The organism is Methylobacterium terrae (genome assembly GCF_003173755.1).
In the GTDB taxonomy this organism is placed as follows: Bacteria; Pseudomonadota; Alphaproteobacteria; order Rhizobiales; family Beijerinckiaceae; genus Methylobacterium; species Methylobacterium terrae.
Genome location: NZ_CP029553.1, coordinates 825246 through 851411, shown reverse-complemented (window position 1 = coordinate 851411; position 26166 = coordinate 825246). Strand labels below are relative to the sequence as shown.

Annotated in this window: 20 protein-coding genes; 14 read left to right on the top strand and 6 right to left on the bottom strand. The window is 71.9% G+C overall.

Translation table 11 applies throughout. The features are described from left to right. The first annotated feature begins 192 nt into the window (after positions 1 to 192). From DK419_RS03780 to DK419_RS03755, 6 genes are all read left to right on the top strand, one after another. Positions 193 to 1779: an ABC transporter substrate-binding protein gene (locus DK419_RS03780; RefSeq protein ID WP_208642277.1), complete on the top strand. Its 1587-nt coding sequence runs from the start codon at positions 193 to 195 to the stop codon at positions 1777 to 1779. 209 nt (positions 1780 to 1988) lie between these two features. Then, on the top strand, positions 1989 to 2945 hold the full coding sequence (locus DK419_RS03775) for an ABC transporter permease (RefSeq protein WP_109957911.1): 957 nt from the start codon (positions 1989 to 1991) through the stop codon (positions 2943 to 2945). Positions 2946 to 2975: 30 nt separating this feature from the next. Then, positions 2976 to 3830 carry an ABC transporter permease gene (locus DK419_RS03770; RefSeq protein ID WP_109957910.1) on the top strand — a complete coding sequence of 285 codons (855 nt, stop codon included), beginning with the start codon at positions 2976 to 2978 and terminating at the stop codon, positions 3828 to 3830. Positions 3831 to 3832: 2 nt separating this feature from the next. Continuing rightward, positions 3833 to 5494: an ABC transporter ATP-binding protein gene (locus DK419_RS03765; protein WP_109957909.1), complete on the top strand. Its 1662-nt coding sequence runs from the start codon at positions 3833 to 3835 to the stop codon at positions 5492 to 5494. Between the two features lie 439 nt (positions 5495 to 5933). Next, on the top strand, positions 5934 to 7313 hold the full coding sequence (locus DK419_RS03760; protein WP_109957908.1) for an aspartate aminotransferase family protein: 1380 nt from the start codon (positions 5934 to 5936) through the stop codon (positions 7311 to 7313). A 14-nt stretch (positions 7314 to 7327) separates the two neighbouring features. Continuing rightward, the gene (locus tag DK419_RS03755) at positions 7328 to 8413 is read left to right on the top strand and encodes a tartrate dehydrogenase (protein WP_109957907.1); all 1086 of its coding nucleotides are present in this window, start codon (positions 7328 to 7330) and stop codon (positions 8411 to 8413) included. A 175-nt stretch (positions 8414 to 8588) separates the two neighbouring features. On the opposite strand, the gene DK419_RS03750 is transcribed toward DK419_RS03755, so the two are convergent. Next, positions 8589 to 8999 carry a rhodanese-like domain-containing protein gene (locus DK419_RS03750; RefSeq protein ID WP_109957906.1) on the bottom strand — a complete coding sequence of 137 codons (411 nt, stop codon included), beginning with the start codon at positions 8997 to 8999 and terminating at the stop codon, positions 8589 to 8591. A gap of 143 nt (positions 9000 to 9142) precedes the next feature. Between DK419_RS03750 and ftrA the strand changes: the two genes are divergently transcribed. Then, the gene (ftrA, locus tag DK419_RS03745; protein ID WP_109957905.1) at positions 9143 to 10156 is read left to right on the top strand and encodes a transcriptional regulator FtrA; all 1014 of its coding nucleotides are present in this window, start codon (positions 9143 to 9145) and stop codon (positions 10154 to 10156) included. Positions 10157 to 10160: 4 nt separating this feature from the next. On the opposite strand, the gene DK419_RS03740 is transcribed toward ftrA, so the two are convergent. Beyond that, the gene (locus DK419_RS03740; RefSeq protein WP_162561137.1) at positions 10161 to 12656 is read right to left on the bottom strand and encodes a PAS domain S-box protein; all 2496 of its coding nucleotides are present in this window, start codon (positions 12654 to 12656) and stop codon (positions 10161 to 10163) included. 235 nt (positions 12657 to 12891) lie between these two features. On the opposite strand from DK419_RS03740, the gene DK419_RS03735 reads away from it, so the two are divergent. Further along, a complete protein-coding gene (locus DK419_RS03735) occupies positions 12892 to 13371 on the top strand; it encodes a MarR family winged helix-turn-helix transcriptional regulator (RefSeq protein WP_245442819.1) in 480 nt (159 codons plus the stop codon). Positions 13372 to 13655: 284 nt separating this feature from the next. Here DK419_RS03735 and DK419_RS03730 read toward each other — a convergent pair whose 3' ends face one another. Further along, positions 13656 to 14579 carry a LysR family transcriptional regulator gene (locus tag DK419_RS03730; RefSeq protein ID WP_109957903.1) on the bottom strand — a complete coding sequence of 308 codons (924 nt, stop codon included), beginning with the start codon at positions 14577 to 14579 and terminating at the stop codon, positions 13656 to 13658. 168 nt (positions 14580 to 14747) lie between these two features. Between DK419_RS03730 and DK419_RS03725 the strand changes: the two genes are divergently transcribed. The 3 genes from DK419_RS03725 to DK419_RS03715 are packed head-to-tail and all read left to right on the top strand — an operon-like array spanning position 14748 to position 18649. Further along, complete coding sequence (locus DK419_RS03725) at positions 14748 to 15632, top strand: NAD(P)-dependent oxidoreductase (protein ID WP_109957902.1); 885 nt, start codon at positions 14748 to 14750, stop codon at positions 15630 to 15632. A 15-nt stretch (positions 15633 to 15647) separates the two neighbouring features. Then, complete coding sequence (locus DK419_RS03720) at positions 15648 to 17213, top strand: aldehyde dehydrogenase family protein (RefSeq protein WP_109957901.1); 1566 nt, start codon at positions 15648 to 15650, stop codon at positions 17211 to 17213. 59 nt (positions 17214 to 17272) lie between these two features. Beyond that, entirely contained in the window at positions 17273 to 18649 is a 1377-nt protein-coding gene (locus DK419_RS03715) for a DUF3100 domain-containing protein (protein WP_245442818.1), read from the top strand. 69 nt (positions 18650 to 18718) lie between these two features. Here the strand turns inward: DK419_RS03715 and DK419_RS03710 are convergent, their stop codons facing one another. The 3 genes from DK419_RS03710 to DK419_RS03700 all read right to left on the bottom strand — a co-directional run bounded on the left by DK419_RS03710 (position 18719) and on the right by DK419_RS03700 (position 22244). Continuing rightward, complete coding sequence (locus DK419_RS03710; RefSeq protein WP_109957900.1) at positions 18719 to 19363, bottom strand: L,D-transpeptidase; 645 nt, start codon at positions 19361 to 19363, stop codon at positions 18719 to 18721. Between the two features lie 250 nt (positions 19364 to 19613). Next, a complete protein-coding gene (locus tag DK419_RS03705; protein WP_109957899.1) occupies positions 19614 to 21164 on the bottom strand; it encodes an acetolactate synthase large subunit in 1551 nt (516 codons plus the stop codon). A gap of 174 nt (positions 21165 to 21338) precedes the next feature. After that, entirely contained in the window at positions 21339 to 22244 is a 906-nt protein-coding gene (locus DK419_RS03700) for an AraC family transcriptional regulator (RefSeq protein ID WP_162561136.1), read from the bottom strand. Between DK419_RS03700 and DK419_RS03695 the strand changes: the two genes are divergently transcribed. The 3 genes from DK419_RS03695 (at position 22243) to DK419_RS03685 (ending at position 26001) form a co-directional block, all read left to right on the top strand. Continuing rightward, positions 22243 to 23433 (top strand): trans-sulfuration enzyme family protein, encoded by a 1191-nt coding sequence (locus tag DK419_RS03695; RefSeq protein ID WP_109957897.1) that lies wholly within the window; start codon positions 22243 to 22245, stop codon positions 23431 to 23433. The two genes, DK419_RS03700 and DK419_RS03695, sit on opposite strands and share 2 nt — an antisense overlap. A 202-nt stretch (positions 23434 to 23635) precedes the next feature. Next, the gene (locus tag DK419_RS03690; protein WP_109957896.1) at positions 23636 to 24697 is read left to right on the top strand and encodes a zinc-binding metallopeptidase family protein; all 1062 of its coding nucleotides are present in this window, start codon (positions 23636 to 23638) and stop codon (positions 24695 to 24697) included. Positions 24698 to 25002: 305 nt separating this feature from the next. Then, positions 25003 to 26001, top strand: coding sequence for a fumarylacetoacetate hydrolase family protein (locus tag DK419_RS03685; protein WP_109957895.1), 999 nt, complete (start codon positions 25003 to 25005; stop codon positions 25999 to 26001). The last annotated feature ends 165 nt before the right edge of the window (positions 26002 to 26166 follow it).

Sequence of the window (26166 nt, the reverse complement as noted above, 5' to 3'; positions counted from 1 at the left end):
GCCAAGTCGCCGCGCGAGGATTCGGATTGTTGACAATCCTACGAAGATCGTGATGATTGTTTGGGCCGGACGGAACATGCCCAAAAATTTGGCGGTGCAGCATCGAGCGATCGCACCGCACCAGGAACGGTGCCGCTAGGCCTGCCGGAGGGGAAGACGATGTCGCAGCGGGACGCAGACGCTTTTGAGACCATGAGCCCGGCCGAGCGCGGCCGCGCCCTCGACGGGCGCCGGGGCGCGTCGCGGCGCGACATCCTGGGCCTGCTCGGCTCGGCCGGCATGGGCCTGATGGCCGGCGGCGCGGTGTTCGGCAGCGCCACGCAGGCGCTGGCCCAGGCGCCGAAGCGCGGCGGCAACATCCGCGTCTGCACCTATACCAGCTCGACCTCCGACACGCTCGACCCGGCCAAGCAGTCGAACGCGAGCGACTACGTCCGCTGCAACTTCTTCTACAACAAGCTCGTCCGCATCGACGAGACCGGCGCCCCGGCCCCGGAACTGGCCGAGAGCTTCGACAGCCAGGACGCCAAGACCTGGATCTTCAAGATCCGCAAGGGCGTGACCTTCCACGACGGCAAGGCGCTGACGACCGAGGACGTGATCTACTCGCTCAAGCGCCACCTCGACCCGGCGGTGGGCTCCAAGGCCAACACGCTGGCCAAGCAGATGACGTCGATCGAGGCCTCGAGCCCGAACGAGGTCACCATCGTGCTCTCGGGCGCCAATGCCGACTGGCCGACCATCCTGGGCACCGCGCATTTCCACATCGTCCAGGCCGGCACGACGGACTTCTCGAAGGGCATCGGCACCGGGCCGTTCACCTGCAAGGAGTTCGCCCCGGGCGTGCGCACCATCGCGCTGCGCAACGCGAATTACTGGCGCCAGCCCGGCCCGTTCGTCGACAGCATCGAGTTCTTCGGCCTTCCCGACGAGCAGGCGCGGCTGAACGCCCTCATGTCCGGCGACGTGCAGATCGCCGCGGTGATCAACCCGCGCTCGCTGCGGGTGATCGAGAGCGCCGGCGGCTTCGGCGTGCTCGAGACCAAGGCCGGCCTCTACACCGACCTGATCGCCCGGCTCGACGAGGGCCCGGGCACCAACCCGGACTTCGTGCTCGGCATGAAGTACCTGCTCAACCGCGCCCAGATGCGGACCGCGATCTTCCGCGGCTACGCCGAGATCGCCAACGACCACCCGATCCCGTCCTCGAACCGCTACCACGCCGCCGACATCCCGCAGCGGGCCTTCGACCCCGAGAAGGCGAAGTTCCACCTCAACAAGGCCGGGGTGCTCGGCTCGACCATCCCGCTCGTCGCCTCGCCGGCGGCCGACGCCTCGGTCGAGATGGCCGTCCTGCTGCAGCAGGAGGCCAAGAAGCTCGGCCTCACCATCGACGTCCAGCGGGTGCCGTCCGACGGCTACTGGTCGAACTACTGGATGAAGAGCCCGTTCTGCTTCGGCAACGTCAACCCGCGGCCGACCGCCGACCTGCTGTTCAGCCTGTTCTTCAAGTCGGACGCGAACTGGAACGAGTCGCGCTGGAAGAACGAGAAGTTCGACCAGCTGATCGTCGCCGCCCGGGCCGAGCGCGACGAGGCCAAGCGCAAGCAGATGTACCACGACGCGCAGGTGCTGGTGCATGACGGCGCCGGCATCGGCATCCCGGCCTTCATCAGCAACCTCGATTGCTACTCCAACAAGATCAAGGGCCTGCGCCCGATGCCGACCGGCGGCCTGATGGGCTACACCTTCGGCGAGTACGTCTGGCTCGACGCGTAAGGGCCGATCGAACGGCCGCGGGAGGGAGCGACGCGTCCCCCTCCCACCCCGTCGTCCCGGGTTCCGCTACGCGGCCCCCCCGGGATGACACAGTGGATTTCAGGTCCGTCGAGTTCATCGATCGGATCAACCGGCCTCCCCGGAGGCACCACACTTGCACCGACAGGCCCGCCCGTGAGGGCCGGCCCCTCGAGGACCAGGGAGGGCGCATGAGCCGCCGCATGGTGAAGCTGATCGCGGGCCGGGTGCTCGTCGCCCTCGCGACGCTGCTCTTCGTCTCCGTGGTCGTGTTCGGGGCGACCCAGCTCCTGCCGGGCGACGTCGCCCAGGCGATCCTCGGCCAGAGCGCGACGCCGGAAGCCGTGGCGGGCCTGCGCCACGCGCTCGGCCTCGACGTGCCGGCGCTCCAGCGTTTCGTGTCCTGGCTCGGCGGGCTCCTCACGGGCGACGCCGGCACCTCGCTCGTCAGCCGCCAGCCGGTCGGCGACCTGATCTGGACCCGGCTGTCGAGCTCGCTCATCCTCGCGGGCATCGTGGCGGGTATCTCGGTGCCGCTGGCGCTGACCCTCGGCATCACCGCGGCGGTCTGGCGCGGCTCGCCCTACGACCGGGCGGTCGGCGTGGTGACGATCTCGGCGGTGTCGATCCCCGAATTCCTGGTCGCCACCCTGGCGGTGCTGATCTTCGCCGTGCACCTGAAATGGCTGCCGGCCCTCTCCTTCATGCCGCGCTCGGCGACGCCGCTGCAATTCCTGCGCGCCGTGGCGATGCCGGTGATGAGCCTGTCCTTCGTGGTCATCACCCAGATGGTGCGGATGACCCGCGCCGCGGTGATCGAGGCGATGAAGTCGCCCTACGTCGAGATGGCGGCGCTGAAAGGCGCGAGCCCGGCCCGGATCGTGCTGCGCCACGTCCTGCCGAACACGGTCGGGGCCATCGCCAACGCGGTCGCCCTCAGCCTGTCCTACCTGCTCGGCGGCGTCATCATCGTCGAGACGATCTTCAACTACCCGGGCATCGCCAAGCTGATGGTCGACAGCGTGTCGATGCGCGACATGCCGGTGGTGCAGGCCTGCGCCATCGTGTTCTGCGCCGTCTACCTGCTCTTGGTGACCACCGCCGACATCGTCGCGATCCTCTCCAACCCGAGGCTGCGCCATGCGTGACCGAAACCTTGGCGTGAACGAGACACTGGCATGAGCGACACCGTGACCGACATCGCCCCGGCCGCCCCGCGCCTGCGCCTGCGCCTCAGCCCCGTCGCCGGGATCGGCGCCGCCATCGTGCTCACCGGCATCGTGCTCGCGGTGTTCGGCCAGGCGCTCAGCCCCTACGACGCCGGCGCGATCGTCGACGTCGACGTGTTCGGGCCGATCACCAAAGCCTATCCGCTGGGCACCGACTATCTCGGCCGCGACATGCTGAGCCGCATCCTGCTCGGCGCCCGCTACACGGTCGGCATCGCGGCGCTCGCCACCGCGCTCGCCTGCACCGCCGGGATCGGGCTCGGGCTGTTCGCGGCCGTCGTCGGCGGCTGGATCGACAGCGGGCTCAGCCGCCTCCTCGACGCGCTCACCTCGATCCCCTCGAAGATGCTGGCCCTGGTGCTGATCGCCGGCCTCGGCTCGTCGCTGCCGATCCTGGTGCTCACCATGGCGTTCATCTACGTGCCGGGCTGCTACCGCATCACCCGGGCGCTCGCGGTCAACATCGCGGCCGAGGATTTCGTGCTCGCAGCAAAAGCTCGCGGCGAGGGCCGCCTCTACATCATGCTGCGCGAGGTGATGCCCAACATGGTCGGGCCCCTCGCCACCGATTTCGGCCTGCGCTTCGTCTTCGTGGTGCTCCTGCTGTCGAGCCTGTCGTTCCTCGGGCTCGGCGTGCAGCCGCCTTACGCCGACTGGGGCTCGCTGGTGCGCGAGAACATCGCGGGCCTGAGCTACGGCGCCCCGGCGGTGGTGATGCCGGCGGTCGCCATCGCGATCCTGACCATCGGGGTGAACCTCCTGGTCGACAACCTGCCCGGCCGGGCGCGAGCGGGAGGACGCTGACCATGGCGCACGCGCACAAGAGCGGTAGCGTCCGCGTCGAGGCCCTCAAGGTCGCGGCGAAGGGCGAGGACGGGGCCGAGACGACGATCGTCCACGAGGTCGGGTTCACGATCGCCCGCGGCGAGGTGCTGGCGCTGATCGGCGAGTCGGGCTCGGGCAAGACCACCATCGCGCTCGCCATGATGGGCTATGCCCGCCGGGGCTGCGCCATCCGCGGCGGTTCGATCGACGTGTTCGGGACGCAGGTCCTGGCCTGCTCCGCCTCCGCGCTGCGGGGGTTGCGCGGCAACCGCATCGCCTACATCGCACAGAGCGCGGCGGCCTCGTTCAACCCGGCCCGCACCATCATGGCGCAGGTGATCGAGAGCGCGCTGATCCACGGCTCGCTCACGGCGGACGCCGCGACGACCAAGGCGAAGGCGCTGTTTCGCGAGCTCGCCCTGCCGAATCCCGACACGATCGGCGACCGCTACCCCCACCAGGTCTCGGGCGGGCAGCTCCAGCGGCTGCTCGCCGCCATGGCGCTCCTCAACGATCCCGACCTCGTGATCTTCGACGAGCCGACCACGGCGCTGGACGTCACGACCCAGATCGAGGTGCTGATCTCGTTCAAGGCGGCGATCCGCGAGCGCGGCATCACCGGCATCTACGTCAGCCACGACCTCGCGGTGGTGGCCCAGATCGCCGACCGCATCGCGGTCCTGCGCCACGGGCGGCTGGCCGAGATCGGCCCCGTCGCGCAGATGGTGAGCGCGCCGGCCCACCCCTATACCCGCCAGCTCATCGCGGCCGCCGCCCCGGTCAAGCGCAAGGGGCCGGAGGCCCTCCCCGAGACCGGCGAGGCCCCGGTGCTCGCGGCCACCGCCATCACCGCCGGCTACGGCCCGGCCGGACCCGACGGCCTGCCGCGGATCAAGATCCTGCACGATGTCGGCTTCAGCTTGCGGCGGGGCGAGACCCTCGGGATCATCGGCGAATCGGGCTCGGGCAAGAGCACGCTCGCCCGCGTCGTCGCCGGCATCGTGCCGGCCGCCCGCGGCGAGGTGCGGCTCGACGGCAAGGCGCTGCCGCCGGCGCTCGACCGGCGCGACCGCGAGACCCTGCGGCGGATCCAGATCGTGTTCCAGAACGCCGACACGGTGCTGAACCCGGCCCAGAGCATCGCCCAGATTCTGGAGCGGCCGCTGGCCTTCTACCACCGCCTCGGCGCGGGCGCGCGGCGCCAGCGGCTGATGCAGCTCCTCGACCAGGTCCGCCTGCCGCGCAGCGTCGCCGAGCGGCGCCCGGGCGAGCTCTCCGGCGGCCAGAAGCAGCGCGTCAACCTCGCCCGGGCGCTCGCCGCCGAGCCCGACGTGATCCTGTGCGACGAGGTCACCTCCGCCCTCGACACGGTGGTGGGCGAGGCGGTGCTCGACCTCCTCGTCGAGATCCAGCGCGAGCTGACCGTGGCCTACGTCTTCATCAGCCACGACCTCGGGGTGATCCGCTCGATCAGCGACGCCGTCATGGTGCTCCAGCACGGCCGCGTCGTCGAGGCCGGCCCGACCGAGGCGCTGCTGGCGGACCCGAAGGAGCCGTATACGCGGCTGCTCCTGTCCTCGGTGCCGGAATTGCGGACGGGGTGGCTCGACGACGTGCGGGCGGGGCGCGGGGCGGCGGCGTAGCGCGCCCTCTCCGCGGTTGGTGGGGCCGTCCCAGGAAAGAGGAGGCGCGGGTCTCCCCTCTCCCCGCCTGCGGGGGGAGGGCCGCTGACCCCTTGTCGGGTCGGCGGCAAGCCCTCAGGGCGAGGGTGAGGGGTGTTTCCGGAGAAACCCCTTCCGGAGATACCCCCTCACCCTCGCTCCGGCTGCGCCTGCGCTCGCCGTGTCCCCTGGACGGTGACCCGGCCCTCTCCCCGCCCGCGGGGAGAGGGGAAGACCCGCGACCCTTACGGTCATCCGCGCATCACACGCCCGGCCTGTTCGCTCGATCCATCGCCCCGCCGATTCTGCCGCCCCACCCCCTCCAAACCGCACCCCACGCGGCATCGCCCCCCGATCTCGGCAAAAAATCCCGCCCGACCCCCGGCATCCTGCAGACCCGCCGCCCGGAGCCCTCAAAGCCATGCGCCCCAATTCCCTGATCGAGCTCGACCGCGACCACCTCATCCACCCGGTGATCTCGTGGAAGGGCCACGAGGCGCGCGGCGCCACGGTGCTGCAATCGGCGAAGGGCGCGACGCTCACCGACGCCGAGGGCCACACCCTGCTCGACGGGTTCTCGGGCCTCTGGTGCGTCAATGTCGGCTACGGCCACGAGTCGATCGTCGAGGTCGCGGCCGAGCAGATGCGGCGGCTGCCCTACGCCACCGGCTACTTCCACTTCTCGAGCGAGCCGGCGATCCGGCTCGCCGCCCGCCTCGCCGAGCTGGCGCCGGGCGACCTCAACCACGTCTATTTCACGCTGGGCGGTTCGGACGCGGTCGATTCGGCGGTGCGGTTCATCCGCTACTACTACAACGTCACCGGCCGGCCGACGAAGAAGCACATGATCGCCCTGGAGCGGGGCTATCACGGCTCCTCGACCGTCGGCGCCGGGCTGACCGCGATCCCCGCCTTCCACGACGGCTTCGACGCGCCGACCCAGCTCCAGCACCACATCCCCTCGCCCTATCCCTACCGCAACCCGGCCGGCGACGACGACGCGGTGGTGATCGCCGCCTCGGTGGCGGCGCTGAAGGCCAAGGTCGAGGCACTCGGGGCCGACAACGTCTCGGCGTTCTTCGCCGAGCCGATCCAGGGCTCGGGCGGCGTGATCGTGCCGCCGGACGGCTGGCTGAAGGCGATGCGGGAGACCGCCCGCGAGCTCGACATCCTGTTCGTCGCCGACGAGGTCATCACCGGCTTCGGCCGCACCGGCCCGCTCTTCGGCTGCGAGCATGACGGCGTGGTGCCGGACCTGATGACCACCGCCAAGGGCCTGACCTCGGGCTACAGCCCGATGGGCGCGGTGCTGATGTCGGACCGGATCTACCGCGCCATCGCGGACGGGGCGCCTGAGGCTAAGCCGATCGGCCACGGCTTCACCTACTCGGCGCATCCGGTCAGCGCCGCGGTCGGCCTGGAAGTCCTGCGGCTCTACACCGAGGGCGGCATCCTGGAGAACGGCCGGCGCGCCGGCGAGCGCTTCACCGCGGGCCTCAGGCGGCTCTCCGACCACCCCCTCGTCGGCGACGTGCGGGTGCGGGGCCTGCTCGCCGGCGTCGAGCTCGTCACGAACAAGGCCAAGCGCACGAAGCCCTCGCCGGACCTCGGCATCTCCGGCCACCTCGCCCGGTTCGGCTACAGGAACGGCGTGATCTTCCGCGCCTTCGCGGACGACATCGTCGGCTTCGCGCCGCCGCTCTGCTGCACGGACGAGGACATCGACACCCTGCTCGCCCGCTTCGAGCGGACGCTGAACGACGTCCTCGCCATCGCCGACGTGCGCGCCGCGCTGGCGTGAGAGGGTTTTCGGACATGACGACCAAGTCCCGCCACTACCGCATCGCGGTCATCCCCGGCGACGGCATCGGCAAGGAGGTGGTGCCGGAGGGCGTCCGCATCCTGGAAGCCGCCGCGGAGACGTTCGGCTTCCGCCTCGACCTGCAGCACCACGCCTTCGGCTCCTGCGACTACTACGCCGAGCACGGCACGATGCTGCCGGCGAACTGGAAGGAGATCCTGACTCCCACCGACGCGATCTTCTTCGGCGCCGTCGGCTGGCCGGCCACCGTGCCGGACCACGTCTCGCTCTGGGGCTCGCTGCTGCAATTCCGGCGCGAGTTCGACCAGTACGTCAACCTGCGCCCCGTCCGGCTGATGCCGGGCGTGCCCTGCCCGCTCGCCGGCCGCGAGCCCGGCGACATCGACTTCTACGTCGTGCGCGAGAACACCGAGGGCGAGTACTCGTCGGTCGGCGGCACGATGTATCCGGGCACCGAGCGGGAGATCGTGATCCAGGAGACGGTGATGAGCCGTCACGGCGTCGACCGGATCCTGAAATTCGCCTTCGACCTCGCGCAATCGCGGGACAAGAAGCACCTGACCTCGGCCACCAAGTCGAACGGCATCGCCATCACGATGCCGTACTGGGACCAGCGGGTCGAGGCGATGGGCGAGCGCTACCCGGACGTGGCCTACGACAAGTACCACATCGACATCCTGACGGCCCATTTCGTGCTGAACCCCGACCGGTTCGACGTGGTGGTGGGCTCGAACCTCTTCGGCGACATCCTGTCGGATCTCGGCCCCGCCTGCACCGGCACGATCGGCATCGCGCCGTCGGCCAACATCAACCCGGAGGGCCGCTTCCCCTCGCTGTTCGAGCCCGTCCACGGCTCGGCGCCGGACATCGCGGGCCGGGGCATCGCCAACCCGGTCGGCCAGATCTGGACCGCCGCGATGATGCTCGAACACCTCGGCGAGGTGGAGGCTGCGAACGCCATCGTGGCGGCGATCGAGACGGCCTTGCGCGAACCCGCCTCTCGCACCCGCGACCTCAAGGGCACGGCCACGACCCGCGAGGCGGCGGAGGCGGTGCTGCGGGCTTTCGCGGCGGTGTGACGGACGGGACGGGCCGGAGGTATCCGGCCCGTCTCTGCGCGATGGTGCGACGAAGCACCCGAGAGATCCGGCAGACCTGAATCCCTCCATCGTCATTCCGGGCTCCGCTTCGCGGCCCCGGAATGACGGGATTGGCGTCGACGCGGTCGGAGCCAACAGATTCGGCCTGGAGGCTTCACCCCTCCGCCAACCCGAACCCCTCATCCACCCATCCGGTGATCCCCCCGATCATCACCTTCACCGGCAACCCGAGCCCGGCGAGATGCAGGGCGGCCTTGTCGGCGCCGTTGCAGTGGGGACCGGCGCAATAGACCACGAACACCGTACCGGCCGGCCACTCGGCCATGCGCCGGGGGGTCATCTTGCCCCGCGGCAGGTTGAGGGCGCCGGGGACGTGGCCCGTCGCGTAGAGGGCCGGCCCGCGCACGTCGAGGAGCACGAAGCCGGGGTCTCCCGTCGCGTGATCCGCCTGCGCGAAGGCGGCGTACACGTCGGCGCAATCGGTCTCGCGGGCGAGGCGGCGGGCGTAATGCGCCGCGACCTCGGCGGCGGGGGCGGGCGGGATCGCGGTGACGGGGTTCGGCATGGCAGGGTTCGGCATGGCAGGGTTCGGCATGGCGGGGTTCGGCATGGCGGGGTCGGCTTCCTGGCGGGTCGGCGGCGCCGTTTGAGCGGCGCGTCGAGCCGGCCTATCCTGCGGCCTCGTCCCGCCGCCCGAGACCGGGCCGCCTGCCGTTCTGCGTCGAGATCGTGCCAAACAGCCCAGCTTTTCCGAGTCACACCTCCGGCCCGCGCGTCGCGGTGCTGGCCTATGACGGCCTGTGCACCTTCGAGTTCGGCGTCGCCAGCGAGGTGTTCGGGCTGCCGCGGCCGGAAGCCGGGCCCGGCTGGTACCGCTACGCGGTCTGCGCGGCGGAGCCCGGGCCGCTGCGCGCCGCCGGCGGCCTCACGGTGGCGGTCGAGGGCGGGCTCGCGGTGCTGGAGGAGGCGGACCTCGTCGTCGTGCCGGGCTGGCGGGCGATCGACGCACCCGTGCCGCCGGACCTCGTGCGGGCGCTGACGCGGGCCCATGCCCGCGGCGCCCGGCTGATGTCACTGTGCTCGGGGCTCGCGGTCCTGGCGGCGACCGGGCTCCTCGACGGCTGCCGGGCCACGACCCACTGGCGCTACGCGGACGCGATCCGGGCGCGCCACCCCGCCATCGCCCTCGATCCGGGCGTGCTCTACGTCGACGAGGGCCGGATCCTGACCGCCGCCGGCAGCGCCGCCGGCATCGATCTCTGCCTCCACGTCGTGCGCGGCGATTTCGGGCCGGACCTCGCAACCACGGTCGCGCGCCGCCTCGTGGTGCCGCCGCACCGCGAGGGCGGGCAGGCCCAGTTCATCGAGGCGCCGGTGCTGCGCGCCCACGAGGCCGCCCGCCTCGGGCCGGCGATCGAGGCGATGCGGGCCGGCCTCCACGAGGAAAGACCGCTCGCCGCGATGGCCCGCCTCGCCGGGATGAGCCTGCGCACCTTCCAGCGCCGCTTCATCGCGGCGACCGGCCTGCCGCCGGGGGAGTGGATCATCGCCGAGCGGCTGCGCGTCGCCCGGGAGATGCTGGAGCGGCCGGGCGCCGTGTCGCTCGCGGAGGTCGCCGAGGCGAGCGGGTTTCGCAATCCGGCGGCCTTGCGCCACCATTTCCGGACGCGGCTCGGCACCAGCCCGGCGGCCTACCGGCGCAGCTTCGCCGGGCGCGTCTGACGGCTCAGCCGCCCGGCGCGGCCTCGGACCGCCGTTGCCCGATCGCGCTCGCCAGCATCCGCGAGAGCTGCTCGGCCGAGTACGGCTTGTGCAGGAGCGGGACGCCGTGCGAGCCCTCCTGGGCCAGGACGTGGCTGTAGCCGGAGGTGAGCAGCACCGGCAGGCCGGGATGGCGCTGGCGCAAGGCCTTGGCGAGCTCGATGCCGCCCATGCCGGGCATCACCACGTCGGAGAACACCGCGTCGTAGCCGGCATCCTGCCCGAGCACGTCGAGGGCGGCCTCGGCGTTGGTGACCCAGGTGGTGACGTAGCCGAGGTCGTCGAGGATCTGCGCCGCGAAGCGGCCGACGCCGACATTGTCCTCGACGAGCAGAACCCGCTGGCCGGCCCGGGCCGGGGCCATGCCCTCGTCGGCCGGCGGCGCCTGGCCTGGGTCGGCGGGCGCTGCCACTTCCGGCAGGTAGAGGACGAAGGTCGAGCCCTGGCCCACCCGGCTCGTCACGTCGACGTCGCCGCCCGACTGCTTGGCGAAGCCGAAGACCTGGGACAGCCCGAGGCCCGTGCCCTTGCCGACCTCCTTCGTGGTGAAGAACGGCTCGAAGATCTTGTCGATCACCGCCGGAACCATGCCGGTGCCGGTGTCGGTGAGCGAGATCGCCGCGAACGGGCCCCGGGCGGCGGCGTGGCCGCGGATCTCGGGCTTGCCCGCGCCGCAGGCGACCGAGAGGGTCAGGGTCCCCTCGCCCTCCATCGCGTCGCGGGCGTTGACCGCCATGTTGATCAGCGCGGTCTCGAACTGGCTGAGGTCGGCGCGCACGAAGCACGGCCGATCGGGCCCCTCCGTCACCACGCGGATGCGCGCGCCCGTCACCGTGTCGAGCATGTCGGCCACGCCCTGGAGGCGGGCGACGACGTCGAACACCTCCGGCGCCAGCGCCTGGCGGCGGGCGAAGGCGAGGAGCTGGCCGGTGAGCTTGGCGGCGCGGTCCACCGTGTCGGACACGGCGTCGAGGTAGCGCACCTTGCGCGCCTCCGGCAGTTCCGGCCGGCGCAGGAAGTCGACGGAGGAGCGGATGATGGTGAGCAGGTTGTTGAAGTCGTGCGCGACGCCGCCGGTGAGCTGGCCCACCGCCTCCATCTTCTGCGACTGGCGCAGGGCCTCCTCGGCCTGGACCAGGCGCTGCGCCCGCTCGCGCTGCTCGGTGACGTCGCGGGCGACGCAGTAGAGGTTGCCCTCGAACGGCACCGCTCGCCACGACAGGGTGCGGTAGCCGCCGTCCCGGGTGCGAAAGCGGTTCTCGAACGACAGGGTCGGCTCGCCGGAGCCGAGGCGCCGGATCTCGTCCCGGGTCCGGTCCTGGTCGTCCGGATGCTCCAGCCAGGCGGAGCTGCGCCCGACCACCTCGTCGGGCTGCCAGCCCAGCGTCGTGGTCCAGGCCGGGTTGATGCTGCGCCAGACGCCGTCGGCATCGGCGACGCCGAGCATGTCGCGGCTCACCTGCCAGATCCGGTCGCGCTCGGCGGTGCGGGCCGCGACCTGGCGCTCCAGGGTCTCGTTGAGGCCGCGCAGGGCCTCCTCGAGCCGGCGTTGCGCGGTGATGTCGTTGAACAGGATCGCGACGTGCCGGGTCTCCGGCGGATCGACCCGGAAGGCGTGGACCTCGTACCAGCGCTCGCCCCGCGACCGGGCCGGCTGGACGAAGCGCACCGGCTCGCCGGTCAGCGCCACCCGTCCGTAGAGGTCGAACCAGTGCTGCTCGTGGTCGGGGCTGAGCTCGCGCATCCAGCGCCCCGCCGCGGCGTCGAGTCCGGTGTGGCGGCCAAAGGCGGGGTTCACCTCGAGGAAACGGTAGTCCTCGGCCCGGCCCTCGTCGGAGAAGCGGAGCGCGACGACGCAGAAGCCCGCGTCGATCGCCTCGAACAGCGTGCGGTAGCGCGCCTCGCTGCGCCGCAGCGCCTCCTCGGCCTGACGCCTTCCGGTGATGTCGACGATGAACTCGAAACCGGTGCCGTCCTCGAGGCGGGTCGCCGCGCACAGGCCCCAGAAGCGCGAGCCGTCCTTGCGCAGGTACTCGCGCTCGGTCGGGTCGGAGCGCCCTTGCGCCTGCAATTCGGCGATGACGCGCCGGGAGGTGGCCTGCCATTCCGCCGGCACCAGGGTGGCGCCCGTGAGGAGGCCGCGATCCAGGTCGTCGCGGTCGTAGCCGCTCATCGCCAGGAAGGTGTCGTTGGCCTCGCGCACCCGGCCTGTTGAAGGACCCGCAATGTCGAAGACGATCGCCCCGACGGTCTCGATGCTGAACGCGGTGCGCAGGCGCGGATCGACGAAGGGGCCGCCGAGACCGGGCGAGGCCCAGCCGTCCGAGAAAGCGGCGAGCGCGGCCCGCGCCGCCTCGGCCTCGGCTTCGGCCGCCGCCCGCGCGCGCTCCGCCGCCGCCAGCGCGGCGCGCAACCGCTCGTTCTCCGCGGCGAGGTCCGGGGCCTGCCCGTCTTGCGTCATCCCTCTCCCATCCGTCCAAGGGGCCGCGCCGCCCCCGACGGATCGAGGGAGTGCCCGGGCGAGGCATATAGAGGAGGCGGGCGCGGCGTCTCCACCCCCGGCCCCCGCCGATCCTTCGTCTCTATCCTTCGTCCCCCTGCCCGGCCTCGCGGACCGGGCGGTCGCATTGCGGAGGGCGGAGCAAGTCTGCATATCCTGGACCGGATCCCCGCCGCGGCGGGGCGCGGAGGTGGGCGTGACGATCCAACCGACCCGTTGCAGCAACGCGGCCCTGCGCCGGGCGACGCGCAGCGTCGGGCAGCTCTACGACGAGGCGATGGCGCCGAGCGGCCTGCGCACGACGCAGTTCGGCCTGCTCGCGACGATCCGCGGCCTCGGCAGCCCGACCATGGGCGAGCTGGCCGAGGCGATGGTGATGGACCTCTCGGGGCTGGCCCACACCTTGAAGCCCCTGACCCGCGACGGCTACGTCAGCGTGGTGCCCGATCCCCGGGACCGCCGGGCGCGGCGCATCGCGCTGACGGATGCGGGCATCGCCAAGCTGAAGCAGGCGACTCCGCTGTGGCGGGAGGCGCAGGCGCGGTTCGAGGCGGCGTTCGGGCTGGAGCGGGCGGGCCTGCTGCGCGACCTGCTGCACGAACTGGCGCTGCCGGGTTTCCGGGCGGCGTTCGATGCGGGGATGGGCGGGCAAGCCGCGTCGAACCACCTCGAATGAGCACCCCTTTGGTCGTTCCGGACCCGGGCAGCGGAGCCCGAAGATCACGATTCCAAGTAAAAGCCCGTTCGATCGACAGTGCAGGATGTCTCACCCTCCAACCTCATCCTGAGGTGTCAGTCGATTGAAAATCGACTGACCTCAAACGAGCCTCCAGAAGGCACGGCGATACCTGAAACCCTCCTTCGAGGCTCCCTGACGGTCGCACCTCGGGATGAGGCGATGGATGGGAGAGACGCGACACCTCCAAGCCGGACGGGATCTCGATCCGCTCACGAGACGTCTCACACCACCCGCCCCCGCCCCTCCCCCGCCATCCCGCGCGCCAGGTGCTGCAGCAGCTTGGCCGCCGCCGGCGAGAGCTGGCGGCCGAGCCGAGTGACGATCCGGGCCTCGACGCCGTCGAGGCCCGGATCGGCGAGCGGCCGCGCCACCAGAATCCCCTCGGCGATCTCCTGCGCGGCGCAGAAGGCCGGCAGCAGGGTCACGCCGGTGCCGGAGGCGGCGAACTGCTTGAGCACGCCGATCGAGCCGGTGATCAGGGTCGGGTCGAGCCGCACGCCCTCGGCCCGCTCCGCCGCCGCGATGATCTGCCGGATGCCGTAGGCCGGGTGCATGGTGCCGAGGCGGTGGCCGGCGAGATCGGCGAGGCGGACCGGGCCGGGATGATCGGCGAGGGGATGGTCGGTCCGCACCAGCAGGCGGATCGGCTGCGGCGTCGCCAGGTGGGTGCGCAGGCGCGGCTCCGGCGGCGGGTTGTAGACGAGGCCGAGATGCGCCTCGTCCTCGACGACCCGGCGCACCACGTCGTTGGTCGCCGCGAGGTCGAGGGTCATGGTCAGGTCGGGGTGGCGGGCCCAGAAGCCCTGGAGCAGGCCCGACATCAGGTCGCCGACGAAGCCCTCGCCGAGCACCACGTCGATATGGCCGCGGCGCAGGCCCTTCAGGTCGGTGAGCTTGGCCAGGATGTCCTCGCGGTCGGAGGTCTGGCGCCGGTAATAGTCGAGGAGGAGCGAGCCGGCCGGGGTCGCGCGCACGCCGCGGCGGTGGCGCTCGATCAGGGGCGTGGCGAGCTGAACCTCCATCTGGGCGAGCTGGCGGCTCACCGCCGAGGCGTTGACGTTGAGCTTGTCGGCCGCCGCGCGGACCGAGCCGCAGCCGACCGCCTCCGCCAGGTAGCGCAGGCAGCGCTCGTCGAGGCTCTGCATCGGGTCGTTCCTCCAACCGGGCAGAAGCCCGCTCGCCAGGTGCGTTGCCGGCAAGTCAACGCAAAATACCGGCCAGCGCCGTTCCGCTCAACGGCGGAGTGACCCACTCTCCCGATCCCAGGAGGCGCCGCGGCCACGATCCCGGCAGCCATCGGGAGACATCAGACCATGCGCACGATCGGCGTCATCGGCCTCGGCAACATGGGCCGGGGCATGGCCCTCTCTCTGCGGCGGCGCGGCTTCGCGGTCATCGGCTACGATCCCGCGCCCGCCGCCCGCGCGGCCTCGGCGGCGGACGGCGTCGCGGTGGCCGAGGGCCCGCGCGCCCTGTGGCAAGCCTGCGAGGCCGTCGTGCTGTCGCTGCCGACGCCGGACGTCGTCGAGGCGGTCCTGCTCGGGTCGGACGGGCCGCTCCACGGCGCCAAGTCCGGCCCCGATGGGAAGGCCGATCTCCTCGTCATCGATACCTCGACCTCGCATCCGGACGTCACCCGGCGCATCGCGGCGGCGCTGGAGCCCGCCGGCATCGCCCTCGTCGACGCGCCGGTGAGCGGCGGGCCGAAGGGCGCGCATGCCGCGACCCTGACCATGGTGATCGGCGGCAGCGACGCGGCCGTGGCCCGCGCCGAGCCGGTCCTGGCGGCCATGAGCGCGACGCGGGTCCATGTCGGCGGCGTCGGCGCCGGCCACGTCACCAAGCTCGCCAACAACCTGCTCTGCGCCGCCCACCTGATCACCGCGGCGGAAGCCGTGCGGATGGCGCGCGACGCCGGCGTCGATCCGGAGCGCCTGCTCGCCGGGATCAACGCGGGCTCCGGCCGCAGCGGCGTCACGCAGGTCAACTTCCCGACCTGGGTGCTCAACGGCGCCTTCGATTCCGGCTTCACCATGACGCTGATGCGCAAGGACGTGCGCCTCGCCGAAGCGCTGATCGGCGCCCTCGACCTCGACCTGCCGCTCTCGGCCGAAGTCGGCCGGCTGTGGCGCGACAGCGCCGCGACGGCACCGGACGACGCCGACTTCAACGCCATCGTCAAGCTCCAGCTCGCCTGATCGGGAGGCAACACCATGACCGAGACACGACCGCAGGCGCTCGCCGCCGCCTTGCGCCCGTTCTTCCCCGGGATGTCCTCCACCGGCACCCCGATCGGCACCCCGATCGGCACTCCGATCGGCTCCTGGGTCGACGGCCGCATCGTCCCCGGCACCGGCGAGCCGATCCGCCTCGTCGATCCCTCGACCGGGATGCCGCTCGCCGAGTACCCGGATGCCGGCCCCGCGGTGGTGGCCGAGGCCGCCCGGGCGGCGCGTGCCGGACAGGCCCGCTGGGCCGCGCTGACGGGGGCCGCCCGCGGCCGGGTGATGCAGGAGATCGCCCGCGCGATCCGGGCCGAGATCGAGGGCCTCGCCCGCCTCGAGGCGCTGAACGCCGGCAAGCCGATCCGCGACTGCCGCGTCGAGGCGACCAAGGTCGCGGAGATGTTCGAGTACTACGCCGGCTGGGCCGACAAGCTGCACGGCGAGGTGATCCCGGTCCCGACCAGCCACCTCAACTACACCCGCCGCGAGCCCCTCGGCGTGGTGCTGCAGATCACGCCCTGGAACGCCCCGGTCTTCACCTGCGGCTGGCAGCTCGCCCCGGCGTTGGCAGCTGGCAACTCGGTGCTGCTCAAGCCCTCGGAGCTGACCCCGCTGACCTCGCTCGCCGTGGCGGCGCTCGCCGAGCGGGCCGGGCTGCCGGCGGGCGTCGTCAACGTGCTCGCCGGCTACGGCCACACCACCGGCCAGGCGGCGCTGGCCGAGGACGCGGTGGCGAAGGTGGTCTTCGTCGGCTCGCCGGCGACCGGCGCGCGGATCGCGGAAGGAGCGGCGCGCCACCTCAAGCCCTGCGTGCTCGAGCTCGGCGGCAAATCGGCCAACATCGTCTTCGCCGATGCCGACCTGGAGCGGGCGTGCCTGGGCGCACAGGCCGCGATCTTCGCCGGGGCCGGCCAGTCCTGCGTCGCGGGCTCGCGGCTCCTCGTCGAGCGCCCGGTCCACGACCGCTTCGTCGCCATGCTGGCGGCGGGCGCCGAGCGGATCCGCGTCGGCGATCCCCTCGACCCGCAGACCGAGGTCGGGCCGATCAACAACGCCACCCAGTACCGGCACGTCATGGCGATGATCCGCGGCGGCCTCGACCAGGGCGCGCGCCTCGCCGCCGGCAGCGACGGCACTCCGGAGGAGGGCGGCTACTACGTCCGCCCGACGATCCTCGCGCAGGCGAACAACGCCATGGATTGCGCCCGCACCGAGATCTTCGGGCCGGTGGTGACGGTGATCCCGTTCGACACCGAGGAGGAGGCGGTCGGCATCGCCAACGATTCGGCGTTCGGGCTCGCGGGCGCGGTCTGGACTCGGGATGTGGGCCGCGCCCACCGGGTGGCGGCGTCGGTCCGGGCCGGCACGTTCTGGATCAACGCCTACAAGACCATCCACGTCGCCTCGCCCTTCGGCGGCTCGGGACGCAGCGGCTACGGCCGCTCCAGCGGGATCGAGGCCCTGCACGAGTACACGCAGGTCAAGAGCGTGTGGGTCGAGACCGCCGCCGCCCCCGCCGCCTCGTTCGGCTACGCGCCGGGCGTCGGCGCCTGACACTCCCCCGGTCCGGGGGGCGGCCCCTCCGGACCGTCCCCGCAACCGGAGATTTCGCCATGACGAGCGCCCCGATGACGAGCGCCCCCCTCGCGACCGGCAGCCCCGCCGTCGCGCCGCCCTCCACCACCGGCCGCGCCGGCCTCCTGGTCCTGTTCCTCCTCGCCCTCGTGGTGGTGACGCTCGCCGAATTGATCGGCAACGTCGCCATCCCGCTCGGTCACGGCAAGATCATCCTCCTGCCACTGCTCTGGGCGCTGCTGATGGGCGGCGGCCTCGGGCTCGCCGCGCCGCGCCTGCCGCACGCCCTGCGGCTGCCGGTGTCGCTGCAGGTCGCCGCCGGGGCGATCCTGCAGCCGGCGCTCCTGCTCTTCGTCGCCAAGCTCGGCCTCCTCGTCGGCGCCTCGCTGCCGAAGATCCTGGGCGCCGGCTGGGCCCTCGCCTTCCAGGAATTCGGCCACTTCTTCGGCACGATGGTGTTCGGCCTGCCGGTGGCGCTGCTGCTCGGCGTCAAGCGCGAGGCGATCGGCGCCACCTTCTCGGTCGGGCGCGAGCCCAGCCTCGCCATCATCGGCGAGCGCTACGGCATGGATTCTCCGGAAGGCCGCGGCGTGCTCGCCGAGTACCTGACCGGCACGGTGTTCGGGGCGGTGTTCATCGCGGTGCTGGCCGGGCTGGTCGCGAGCCTCGGGATCTTCAACCCGCTGGCGCTCGCCATGGGGGCCGGCGTCGGCTCGGGCAGCATGATGGCGGCCGCCGCCGGCGCGATCGCGGCGCAGCAGACCCCCGAGATGGCCAAGGAGGTCGCCACCTTCGCGGCGGCGAGCAACCTCATCACCACCACCATCGGCACCTACTTCACCCTGTTCCTGTCGCTGCCCTTCACGGTCTGGGCCTACGGCGTGCTGGAGCCGATCCTGGGGCGCGGCCGCGGCCGGCCGGAGGCCGCGCCCGAGCCGGCGGCCGCCGCGACGGCGCACGCCGCCCCGGCCTTCGGCCTGCCCGCCCTCGTGCTGATCTGGCTCGCCACCGCGGCCTTCGGCCTCGTCGGCAACTGGCTCACCTACGGCACGCGACCGGACGGCCAGGTGCTCGTGGGAGGCGCGATCATCGTCGGCGCGGTGGTGGTCGGCGAGGTGCTCTATCGCCTGGCCGGGCGCCGGCTGCCGGCGGTGGTGTGGGTGTCGCTGATCGGCATGGCGCTCACCTATCCGGGCACGCCGTTCTCGGCCGAGATCGCGGCGGCGACGGGCCGGATCAACTTCCTGGCCCTCGCCACCCCGATCCTCGCCTTCGCGGGCCTGTCGCTCGCCAAGGACTTCCCGGCCTTCCGGCGCCTCGGCTGGCGCATCGTGGTGGTGTCGTTCATGGCCAATGCCGGCACGTTCCTGGGCGCGGCCCTGATCGCCCAGTTCTGGATGCACCCGCCGCTGTGAGACGCGCGATCGAGCCCTCCCCCTTCTGCGGGGGAGGGTTCGAGGGCGTGTCCGGCCGGACGCTTTCCCCTAGACCCGGTACTTCCCGTTGCGCTTCACCATCACGGTCGTGCCCACCGGCACGCGGTTGTAGAGATCGACCACGTCCTCGTTCAGCATCCGCACGCAGCCCGACGACATCTGCTCGCCGATGCTCCAGGGCTCGTTGGTGCCGTGGATGCGGAACAGGATGTCGCGGCCACCTTGGTAGAGGTAGAGCGCCCGGGCGCCGAGCGGGTTGTCGACGCCGCCCTTGCGCGTGCGCGGCAGGTCGGGATTGAGGCTGACCATCTTGGCGGTCGGGCCCCAATCGGGCCAGACGCCCTTGCGGCCGACCGTGGCGGTGCCCTTCCAGGAGAAGCCGAGCTTGCCGACGCCGACGCCGTAGCGGAGCGCCTGGCCACCCTCCTGGACGAGGTAGAGCACCCGCTCGTCGATATCGACCACGACGGTGCCGGGCCTCTCCAGGCCGGTATAGGCGACGGTCTGGCGCCGGTACTTCGGATCCATCCGGCTGCGGTCGACCAGCGGCACGTCGTAGGGCTGGTCGGGCATGGTGCCGATGTACCAGGCCGCGTCCGGATCCACCGCCGCGACGGTCGCGGGCCCGCGGGCGTTGCAGGCCGCGAGCGGCAGCCCGGCGAGGAGGGCGAGGACGAGGCGGCGCGGGAGCATGTGGCGGTAACCTTTCGGCAAGGGCTGTCCCCAAGGAGGGGATGTCCCCAAGGAGGGGCAGTCCCCGAGAATCGTCCCCATGCCTAGCCGCTCCCGCCGCCGCGGGTTGTGTCCTCCCGGACTCAAAGGCCGGGAAAGTAGGGATGGGCCGAGACGGCCCCGGGACCTTCGAGCCGCCCAACCCGTCCGATCCGGAGCCGGTCCGGGCCCTTGAGGCCGGCCGGCTGCGCCGCGAATCGCGACGACCCCGCTACGCCAAAGCCACCTCGATCAGGAACGGCCCGCGCCGCGCCAGCGCCCCCGTCAGGGTGTCGACGAACTGGGCCAGGGTCTCGACCCGGCGCGCCTCGACGCCGTAGCCGCGCGACAGGCTCACCCAGTCGATCGGCGGATCGTCGAGGGTCAGCATGTCGATCGCCTTGCGGCCCGGATTGGCGCCGACATTGGTCAGTTCGTGGCGCAGGATCGCGTAGGAGCGGTTCGACCAGATCAGCGTCACGACGTCGAGGCGCTCGCGCGCCTGGGTCCAGAGCGCCTGGGCGGTGTAGAGGGCGCTGCCGTCGGCCTGGAGCGAGATCACCTTGCGGTCCGGGCAGGCCACCGCGGCGCCGGTCGCCATCGGGATGCCGAGCCCGATCGAGCCGCCGTTGAGCTGGAGCCAGCTGTGGGGCGCCGCCGCGTGCGTCGCGGGGAAGAAGTTGCGACCGGTCGTGACCGATTCGTCGCAGACGACCGCCCCCTCGGGGATCAGCGCGCCGAGCACCCGGGCGATCGAATCCTGGTCGAGGCGGCCCTCTCCCGGCAGTTCCGGCCGGGGGCCCGCCGGAATCGGCGCCTCGGGCGGCGCCCCGACCGCCTCGGCGAGGCGCTCGAGGGCGTCGATCTGGTCCTGTTCCGGGGTCGCGAGGGCGAAGACGTCGCAGGTCGGCGGAGCGAGCGCGCTCGGCTTGCCCGGATAGGCGAAGAACGCCACCGGCAGCGTCGCGCCGACGAGGATGATGTGCTTGTAGGGCGCCAGCACCTCGCGGGCCGGATCGACCGGATAGGGCAGGCGCTCGATCGGCACCGTGCCGGCGCCGCGGTCGATGCGGGCGTTCGAGGTCATGGCGAGCAGCTTCGCGCCGGTCTTGCGCGCGATGCGGTCGGCGACGCGCCGTCCCTCGCCGCGCACCGCCCGGTCGCCGAGGTGCAGCAGCACCGGCTCGCCGCTGCGGAGCGCCGCGACCGCGTGGGCGATCGCCTCGTCGCTCGCCCGCGGGCGCTCAGGAATCGCCGGCAGGGGTGCGATCCCGCTCCCCTCCTCCCAGGCGGTGTCGGCGGGCAGGATCAGGGTGGCGACGCCGCCGGGCGCCGTGCGGGCGGCGACGATCGCGTCGGCCCCGTCCGCCGCGACGGCCTTGGCGCTCATGCCGGTGCGGACCCAGGCCGAGACCGGGCCGGCCAGCCCCTCGATGTCGGAGGTGAGCGGCGCGTCGAAGGTGCGGTGATAGGTGGCGTGCTCGCCGACGATGTTGACGAGGGGCGAGCGGGCGCGCCGCGCATTGTGCAGGTTGGCGATGCCGTTGCCGAGGCCGGGCCCGAGATGCAGCAGCGTCGAGGCCGGCTTGTCGGCCATGCGGGCATAGCCGTCGGCGGCCCCCGTCGCCCCGCCCTCGAACAGGCACAGCACCGCCCGCATCCCCTCGACCCGGTCGAGAGCGGCGACGAAGTGCATCTCCGAGGTGCCCGGATTGGTGAAGCACACCTCCACGCCCCCCGCCACCAGGGTGCGCACCAGGCTCTCGGCCCCGTTCATCGCCATCGGCGTCTCCTCGTCTCGCGGGCATCTGGCGGCCCGGTTCGGGTTGTGACCCTGGTGATAGGGGATTTCGCGGGTTGAGTGTGAGGGCGTGGGGGACATGGGTCCGGCGGAGCAGGAGCGGACCTGATCGCGGATGACCCCAGCTCGCAGGTTCCGAACGGGTCGTCGCGTTCGTCAAGCCGTCAGCATGGCGCGCTGGTAGCGACCCGGCGACGTTCCGACCAAGTCCTTGAACCGGCGGGTCAGGTGGCTCTGATCGGCGAAGCCGACTTCCAGCGCGACATCGGCGGGTGCGAGGCCGGAGTCGAGCAGGCGCTTGGCCGCCTCGACGCGGAGTTGGATCTGATAGGCATGGATCGGGAGGCCCATGGCGCGGCGAAAGGCGTGCATAAGGTGGAAGGCGCTCAGCCCCGTCGCGGCGGCGATCTCGCCGATCGGCAACTCCTCGGAGAAGCGGGAGTGGAGGATGTCCTGCGCCCGCCGTACCGCCCGAGGGATGGGGAGCGGCCGGGGCAATGTCACGGGCCGGACTGCGTGCCGGTGGATCAGCCCCGCGACCGCGTCGAGCAGAAGGCACTCTCGGGCGAGGCGCCCTTCTCCACTCGCTATGGCATCGTGTGCCAGCATGAGAGCGGCATGGGTCGCCGGATCATCAATGGTTCCCGCCGCAAAGGACATCTCGCTCGTCGCCTGGCCGGCCTTATCGCTTGCGATGCTCAGGATGCCCAGAGGAACGTACAGGGCGCGGTAGCGCAGTTCCGGCCCGGCCAGCCTTTCCCCGGTATGCATCTCGCCCGGATTGACCACCGAGATGGTGCCCGGTCCAGCCACGTGGGACGCCCGCTCACGCGCGAAGCCTTTCGTGCCGGCCTCGATCAGGCCGATCATCAAGGTATCGTGGGTATGCGGCCGGAAGCGATGACGGACGAAGCGCGCGGCCATCACCGACACACCATCCCGTTCGGGCCAGAACAGGGCACGGTCGGGCGAGGGATGGCGCTCAGCAGGATCGGACAAGACGGTGACGGAGGGGCGGGTGTTGATGCTCGCCGGCTCACCCGCGCTGTCAAGGCTCCGCATGTCCCTGCCCCTGGCCTCGTCCACACTCCTCGCGCGCATCGCGGTCGAGGAACCCGTGACCTCTCACCCCGTCGCGCCGCCCTTGTTCCAGACCTCCACCTTCTGGGCCGAGACCCCGGGCTGCTTCGCCGCCATGGCGACGCAGGCGCGGCACCCGGCCTTCTACACCCGCTACGGCAATCCGACGACCCGCGCCTTCGAGGACGCGGTCGCGGCGCTGGAAGGAGGCGAGGCCGCACTCGCGACGGCGTCGGGCATGGCCGCGATCATGGTGGCCATCCTAGATGTCGTTGGCCGAGGCGATCACGTCGTCGCTCAGGAGGTGCTCTATGGAGGCACTGTCGGCTGGCTGCGGAACCTCGCTCCATACCTCGGGATCGATGTCACATTCGTGGACCAGCGCGACCCGGATGCGTTCAGGAGCGCCATCCGATCCACGACCCGTCTCCTCGTTTTGGAAACACCCTCAAACCCGATGATGCGGCTGACCGACTTGCGGGCCGTCACGGCCATCGCCCGCGCTCGCGGTGTCGTCACGCTGGTGGACAACACCATCGCCTCGCCGATCAATCAGCAGCCGCTGAGCTTGGGAGCGGACTTGGTGGTGCACAGCGCAACCAAGTACATTGGCGGACACAGCGATCTGTCAGCCGGGATCCTCGTCGGTTCGGCCGAGCGCATCAAGTCTGCGTCGGACAAGGCGTGCCTGTTCGGCGCAACCCTCGATCCATTTGCCGCGTGGCTGGCGCTGCGGGGACTCCGCACGCTGCCGCTTCGCGTTGAGCGTCACAACGCGACGGCGATCACCGTGGCACGATATCTGTCGGTGCATCCCGCGGTCGCCGCAGTCCACTATCCCGGTCTCGCGCAGCACCCGGAACACGCCCTGGCGAGGGACCAGATGAGCGGCTTCGGCGGCGTGCTGTCTTTCGAGGTTGGCGGTGGCTTGGCAGGTGGAGAGGCGGTCGTCGCGGGCCTGTGCCACGCCCATCGTTCAGCGAGCTTCGGCTCCTTCTCGACCCTCGTCGTCCATCCGGCCGCCATGTGGGCGGGCATGATGACCTCCGAGCAACTGGCAGCGTCGGGTCTGCCCGCAGGTTTGGTGCGCCTCGGTGTCGGCTTGGAAGAGCCGAGCGACATCATCGCCGATCTTCAGGGGGCGCTGAACGGCATGCCGGCCTGTCGCTGACGCCTGCCCGGAATGCCCGCAGGCACGATCTGTTCCAACTCGCCGCCCGCCGGTATCGATCGAACCGCTGCCTCCCGGATCCGCTTTTTCGCGTGTGTCTGAAGGCGCGGCTGCCCAACGAGAGGCGGCGGCACCGCAACCCCCGCCCCGCTAGCACGTTCGTTGCACCGTGCGGCGGGTGGTGCACCCGGTGGAGATCCCGATGAAGCTGTTCCAGTGCCAGTCCTGCGGCAACATCCTGTATTTCGAGAACCGGGCCTGCCAGCGCTGCGGCCACCGCCTCGCCTACCTGCCGGAGACCCGCACGCTCTCGGCGCTCGCGCCGGCCGGGGCCGAGGATTGGTCGCCGCTCGCGGTGCCCGACCGGCCGAGCCGGTTCTGCGCCAACGCGGTGCACGATGCCTGCAACTGGCTGGTGCCGCCGGGCTCGGGCGATGCGTTCTGCCTCGCCTGCCGCCACAACGGCACGATCCCCGACGTCTCGAACCCGGACCATCTCGCCAAGTGGCGCGAGATGGAATTCGCCAAGCACCGGCTGTTCTACAGCCTCCTGCGCTGGAACCTGCCGCTGAAGACCCGGGCCGAGGACCCGGAGCACGGGCTGATCTTCCACTTCCTGGCCGACCCGCCGGAGAACGGGGGCCCGAAGGTCATGACCGGGCACGACAACGGCGTGATCACCATCGCGCTCGTCGAGGCCGACGACGCCGAGCGCGAGAAGCGGCGGCGCCAGATGGGCGAGCCCTACCGCACCCTGCTCGGCCATTTCCGCCACGAGGTCGGGCACCATTACTGGGACCTCCTGGTGCGCGACGCCGGCCGGCTCGAGGCCTGCCGGGCGGTGTTCGGCGACGATTCGCAGGACTACAACGCGGCGCTCCAGCGCCACTACGAGCAGGGCACGCCGGCCAACTGGCAGGAGAACTACGTCTCGGCCTACGCCACCACCCATCCGTGGGAGGACTTCGCCGAGACCTGGGCGCATTACCTGCACATCGTCGACACGCTGGAGATGGCGAGCGCCTTCGGCATGCAGGTCCATCCGCTGCTCGACGCGGGCGGCGAGCTCGCGGCGCGGATCGACTTCGACCCCTACGAGGCGCAGAGCATCGAGCAGATCGTCAAGGCCTGGCTGCCCTTCGTCTTCGCGCTGAACAGCGTCAACCGGGCGATGGGCCAGGGCGACCTCTACCCCTTCGTGCTGGCCCCGCCGGTGATCGCCAAGCTCGGCTTCATCCACGGCCTCGTCCACGGAACGGTCTGACGCCCGCCGACCGACACCATCTCCGGAAGCCTCCTTCCGGAGATGGTGTCACGAGCCCGCGCGGGGGAGCCGACGGCTCCACGCGCATGAGCGAAGCCGAAATCCGCATCGCGAAGCAGTCGATCGGATTTCGGATGACCCAGAGGAATCCCCGCATCCCGGCCGTAGCCTCCGCGGCCGGGCCGGTCCATGATGGGGCAACGCGCCCGAAGAATCGGGCCGCCGGCCTGCCGCCCCGGCAGGCCGAATGCCCGTGAACAGCGGGCCCGAACGCCCGCGCCAGCGGGCCCAAGGAGGGACGCCGAATGAAGCTCGCCAGCCTCAAGCACGGCCGCGACGGCCGCCTCGTCGTGGTCTCGCGCGACCTGACCCGCGCCACCGACGCCTTCATCGTGGTGCCGACGCTGCAGCGGGCGCTCGACGAGTGGGAGCGCTACGCCCCCGCCCTCGCGGCCCTGGCCGAGCAGCTCGAGCACGGCTCGGTGCCCTCGTTCCGCTTCCACGAGCACGATTGCGCCGCCCCCCTCCCCCGGGCCTATGCCCGCTGCCACGCCGCCGCCTGGCCCGGCTACCCGGCGCTGCTGCGCCAGGCCGCGGGCGCCGAGGCCCCGGCCGGCGAGACGGGAGCGCTTCGCCACGCCGCCTCCGACGCCTTCCTGGGGCCGCGCGATCCCCTGCGGCACGACGATCCCGCCGCCTCCCTCGACCTCTCGGCGGGCCTCGCGGCGATCACCGGGGACCTCGCGCAGGGCGCCGACGCCGCCGCCGCCGGGGCCGCGATCCGGCTGGTGACGCTGGTGGCGGAGGTGATCCGCCACGACCGCCTCCGGCCCGACGGGCTCGATCTCGACGGCGCCGAGGCGCCGGCGCTCGCCGCGAGCCTCGCCCCCGTGGCGGTGACGCCCGACGAGCTCGGGGAGGCCTGGCGCGACGGCGGCCTGCACCGCCCGCTGCTCGTCGGCCGCAACGGCAAGGCCCTCGGCTGCCCGGATGCCGGGGCGGATCTCGGGCGCGGCCTCGTCGCCCTGGTGGCGGAGGCGGCGCGCCACCGGTCGCTCGGGGCCGGCACCATCGTCAGCGCCGGCCCGGTCTCGAACCGCGGCATCGACGGCGGCCCCGGCCGCCCCGCCGCCGAGGGCGGGGCGGGCTATGCCTGCCTCGCCGAGGCCCGCGCCGCCGAGGCCCTGAGCGGCGGCTGGGTGCGCACGCCCTACCTCGCGGCGGGCGACCGCCTGCGGGTCGAGATGAAGGATCCCGGCGGCCACTCGCTCTTCGGGGCGATCGAGCACGACGTGACCGGCTGACGCAAGGGCGCCCGGCGCCGACGGGGCCGGGCGCTGCAACCGCTCAGTGCATCGTGCCCAGCGCAAGCACAACCGAACAATCGCGTTAGGTGTTTGTTCGGACTTGTCGCCCAGAACGGAGCCGTGATGGCTTCGCGGCATCGAACAACAACCGTCGATGGTAGC

Bases quoted from the DNA above. Each gene is read 5' to 3' on its own strand.
- DK419_RS03695 (WP_109957897.1), top strand. From the start codon at position 22,243: ATGTCCCTGCCCCTGGCCTCGTCCACACTCCTCGCGCGCATCGCGGTC.
- DK419_RS03700 (WP_162561136.1), bottom strand. From the start codon at position 22,244: ATGCGGAGCCTTGACAGCGCGGGTGAGCCGGCGAGCATCAACACCCGC.
- DK419_RS03760 (WP_109957908.1), top strand. From the start codon at position 5,934: ATGCGCCCCAATTCCCTGATCGAGCTCGACCGCGACCACCTCATCCAC.
- DK419_RS03720 (WP_109957901.1), top strand. From the start codon at position 15,648: ATGACCGAGACACGACCGCAGGCGCTCGCCGCCGCCTTGCGCCCGTTC.
- DK419_RS03715 (WP_245442818.1), top strand. From the start codon at position 17,273: ATGACGAGCGCCCCGATGACGAGCGCCCCCCTCGCGACCGGCAGCCCC.
- DK419_RS03685 (WP_109957895.1), top strand. From the start codon at position 25,003: ATGAAGCTCGCCAGCCTCAAGCACGGCCGCGACGGCCGCCTCGTCGTG.
- DK419_RS03725 (WP_109957902.1), top strand. From the start codon at position 14,748: ATGCGCACGATCGGCGTCATCGGCCTCGGCAACATGGGCCGGGGCATG.
- DK419_RS03755 (WP_109957907.1), top strand. From the start codon at position 7,328: ATGACGACCAAGTCCCGCCACTACCGCATCGCGGTCATCCCCGGCGAC.
- DK419_RS03765 (WP_109957909.1), top strand. From the start codon at position 3,833: ATGGCGCACGCGCACAAGAGCGGTAGCGTCCGCGTCGAGGCCCTCAAG.
- DK419_RS03690 (WP_109957896.1), top strand. From the start codon at position 23,636: ATGAAGCTGTTCCAGTGCCAGTCCTGCGGCAACATCCTGTATTTCGAG.
- DK419_RS03730 (WP_109957903.1), bottom strand. From the start codon at position 14,579: ATGCAGAGCCTCGACGAGCGCTGCCTGCGCTACCTGGCGGAGGCGGTC.
- DK419_RS03780 (WP_208642277.1), top strand. From the start codon at position 193: ATGAGCCCGGCCGAGCGCGGCCGCGCCCTCGACGGGCGCCGGGGCGCG.
- DK419_RS03705 (WP_109957899.1), bottom strand. From the start codon at position 21,164: ATGGCGATGAACGGGGCCGAGAGCCTGGTGCGCACCCTGGTGGCGGGG.
- DK419_RS03740 (WP_162561137.1), bottom strand. From the start codon at position 12,656: ATGACGCAAGACGGGCAGGCCCCGGACCTCGCCGCGGAGAACGAGCGG.
- DK419_RS03750 (WP_109957906.1), bottom strand. From the start codon at position 8,999: ATGCCGAACCCCGTCACCGCGATCCCGCCCGCCCCCGCCGCCGAGGTC.
- DK419_RS03775 (WP_109957911.1), top strand. From the start codon at position 1,989: ATGAGCCGCCGCATGGTGAAGCTGATCGCGGGCCGGGTGCTCGTCGCC.
- DK419_RS03770 (WP_109957910.1), top strand. From the start codon at position 2,976: ATGAGCGACACCGTGACCGACATCGCCCCGGCCGCCCCGCGCCTGCGC.
- DK419_RS03710 (WP_109957900.1), bottom strand. From the start codon at position 19,363: ATGCTCCCGCGCCGCCTCGTCCTCGCCCTCCTCGCCGGGCTGCCGCTC.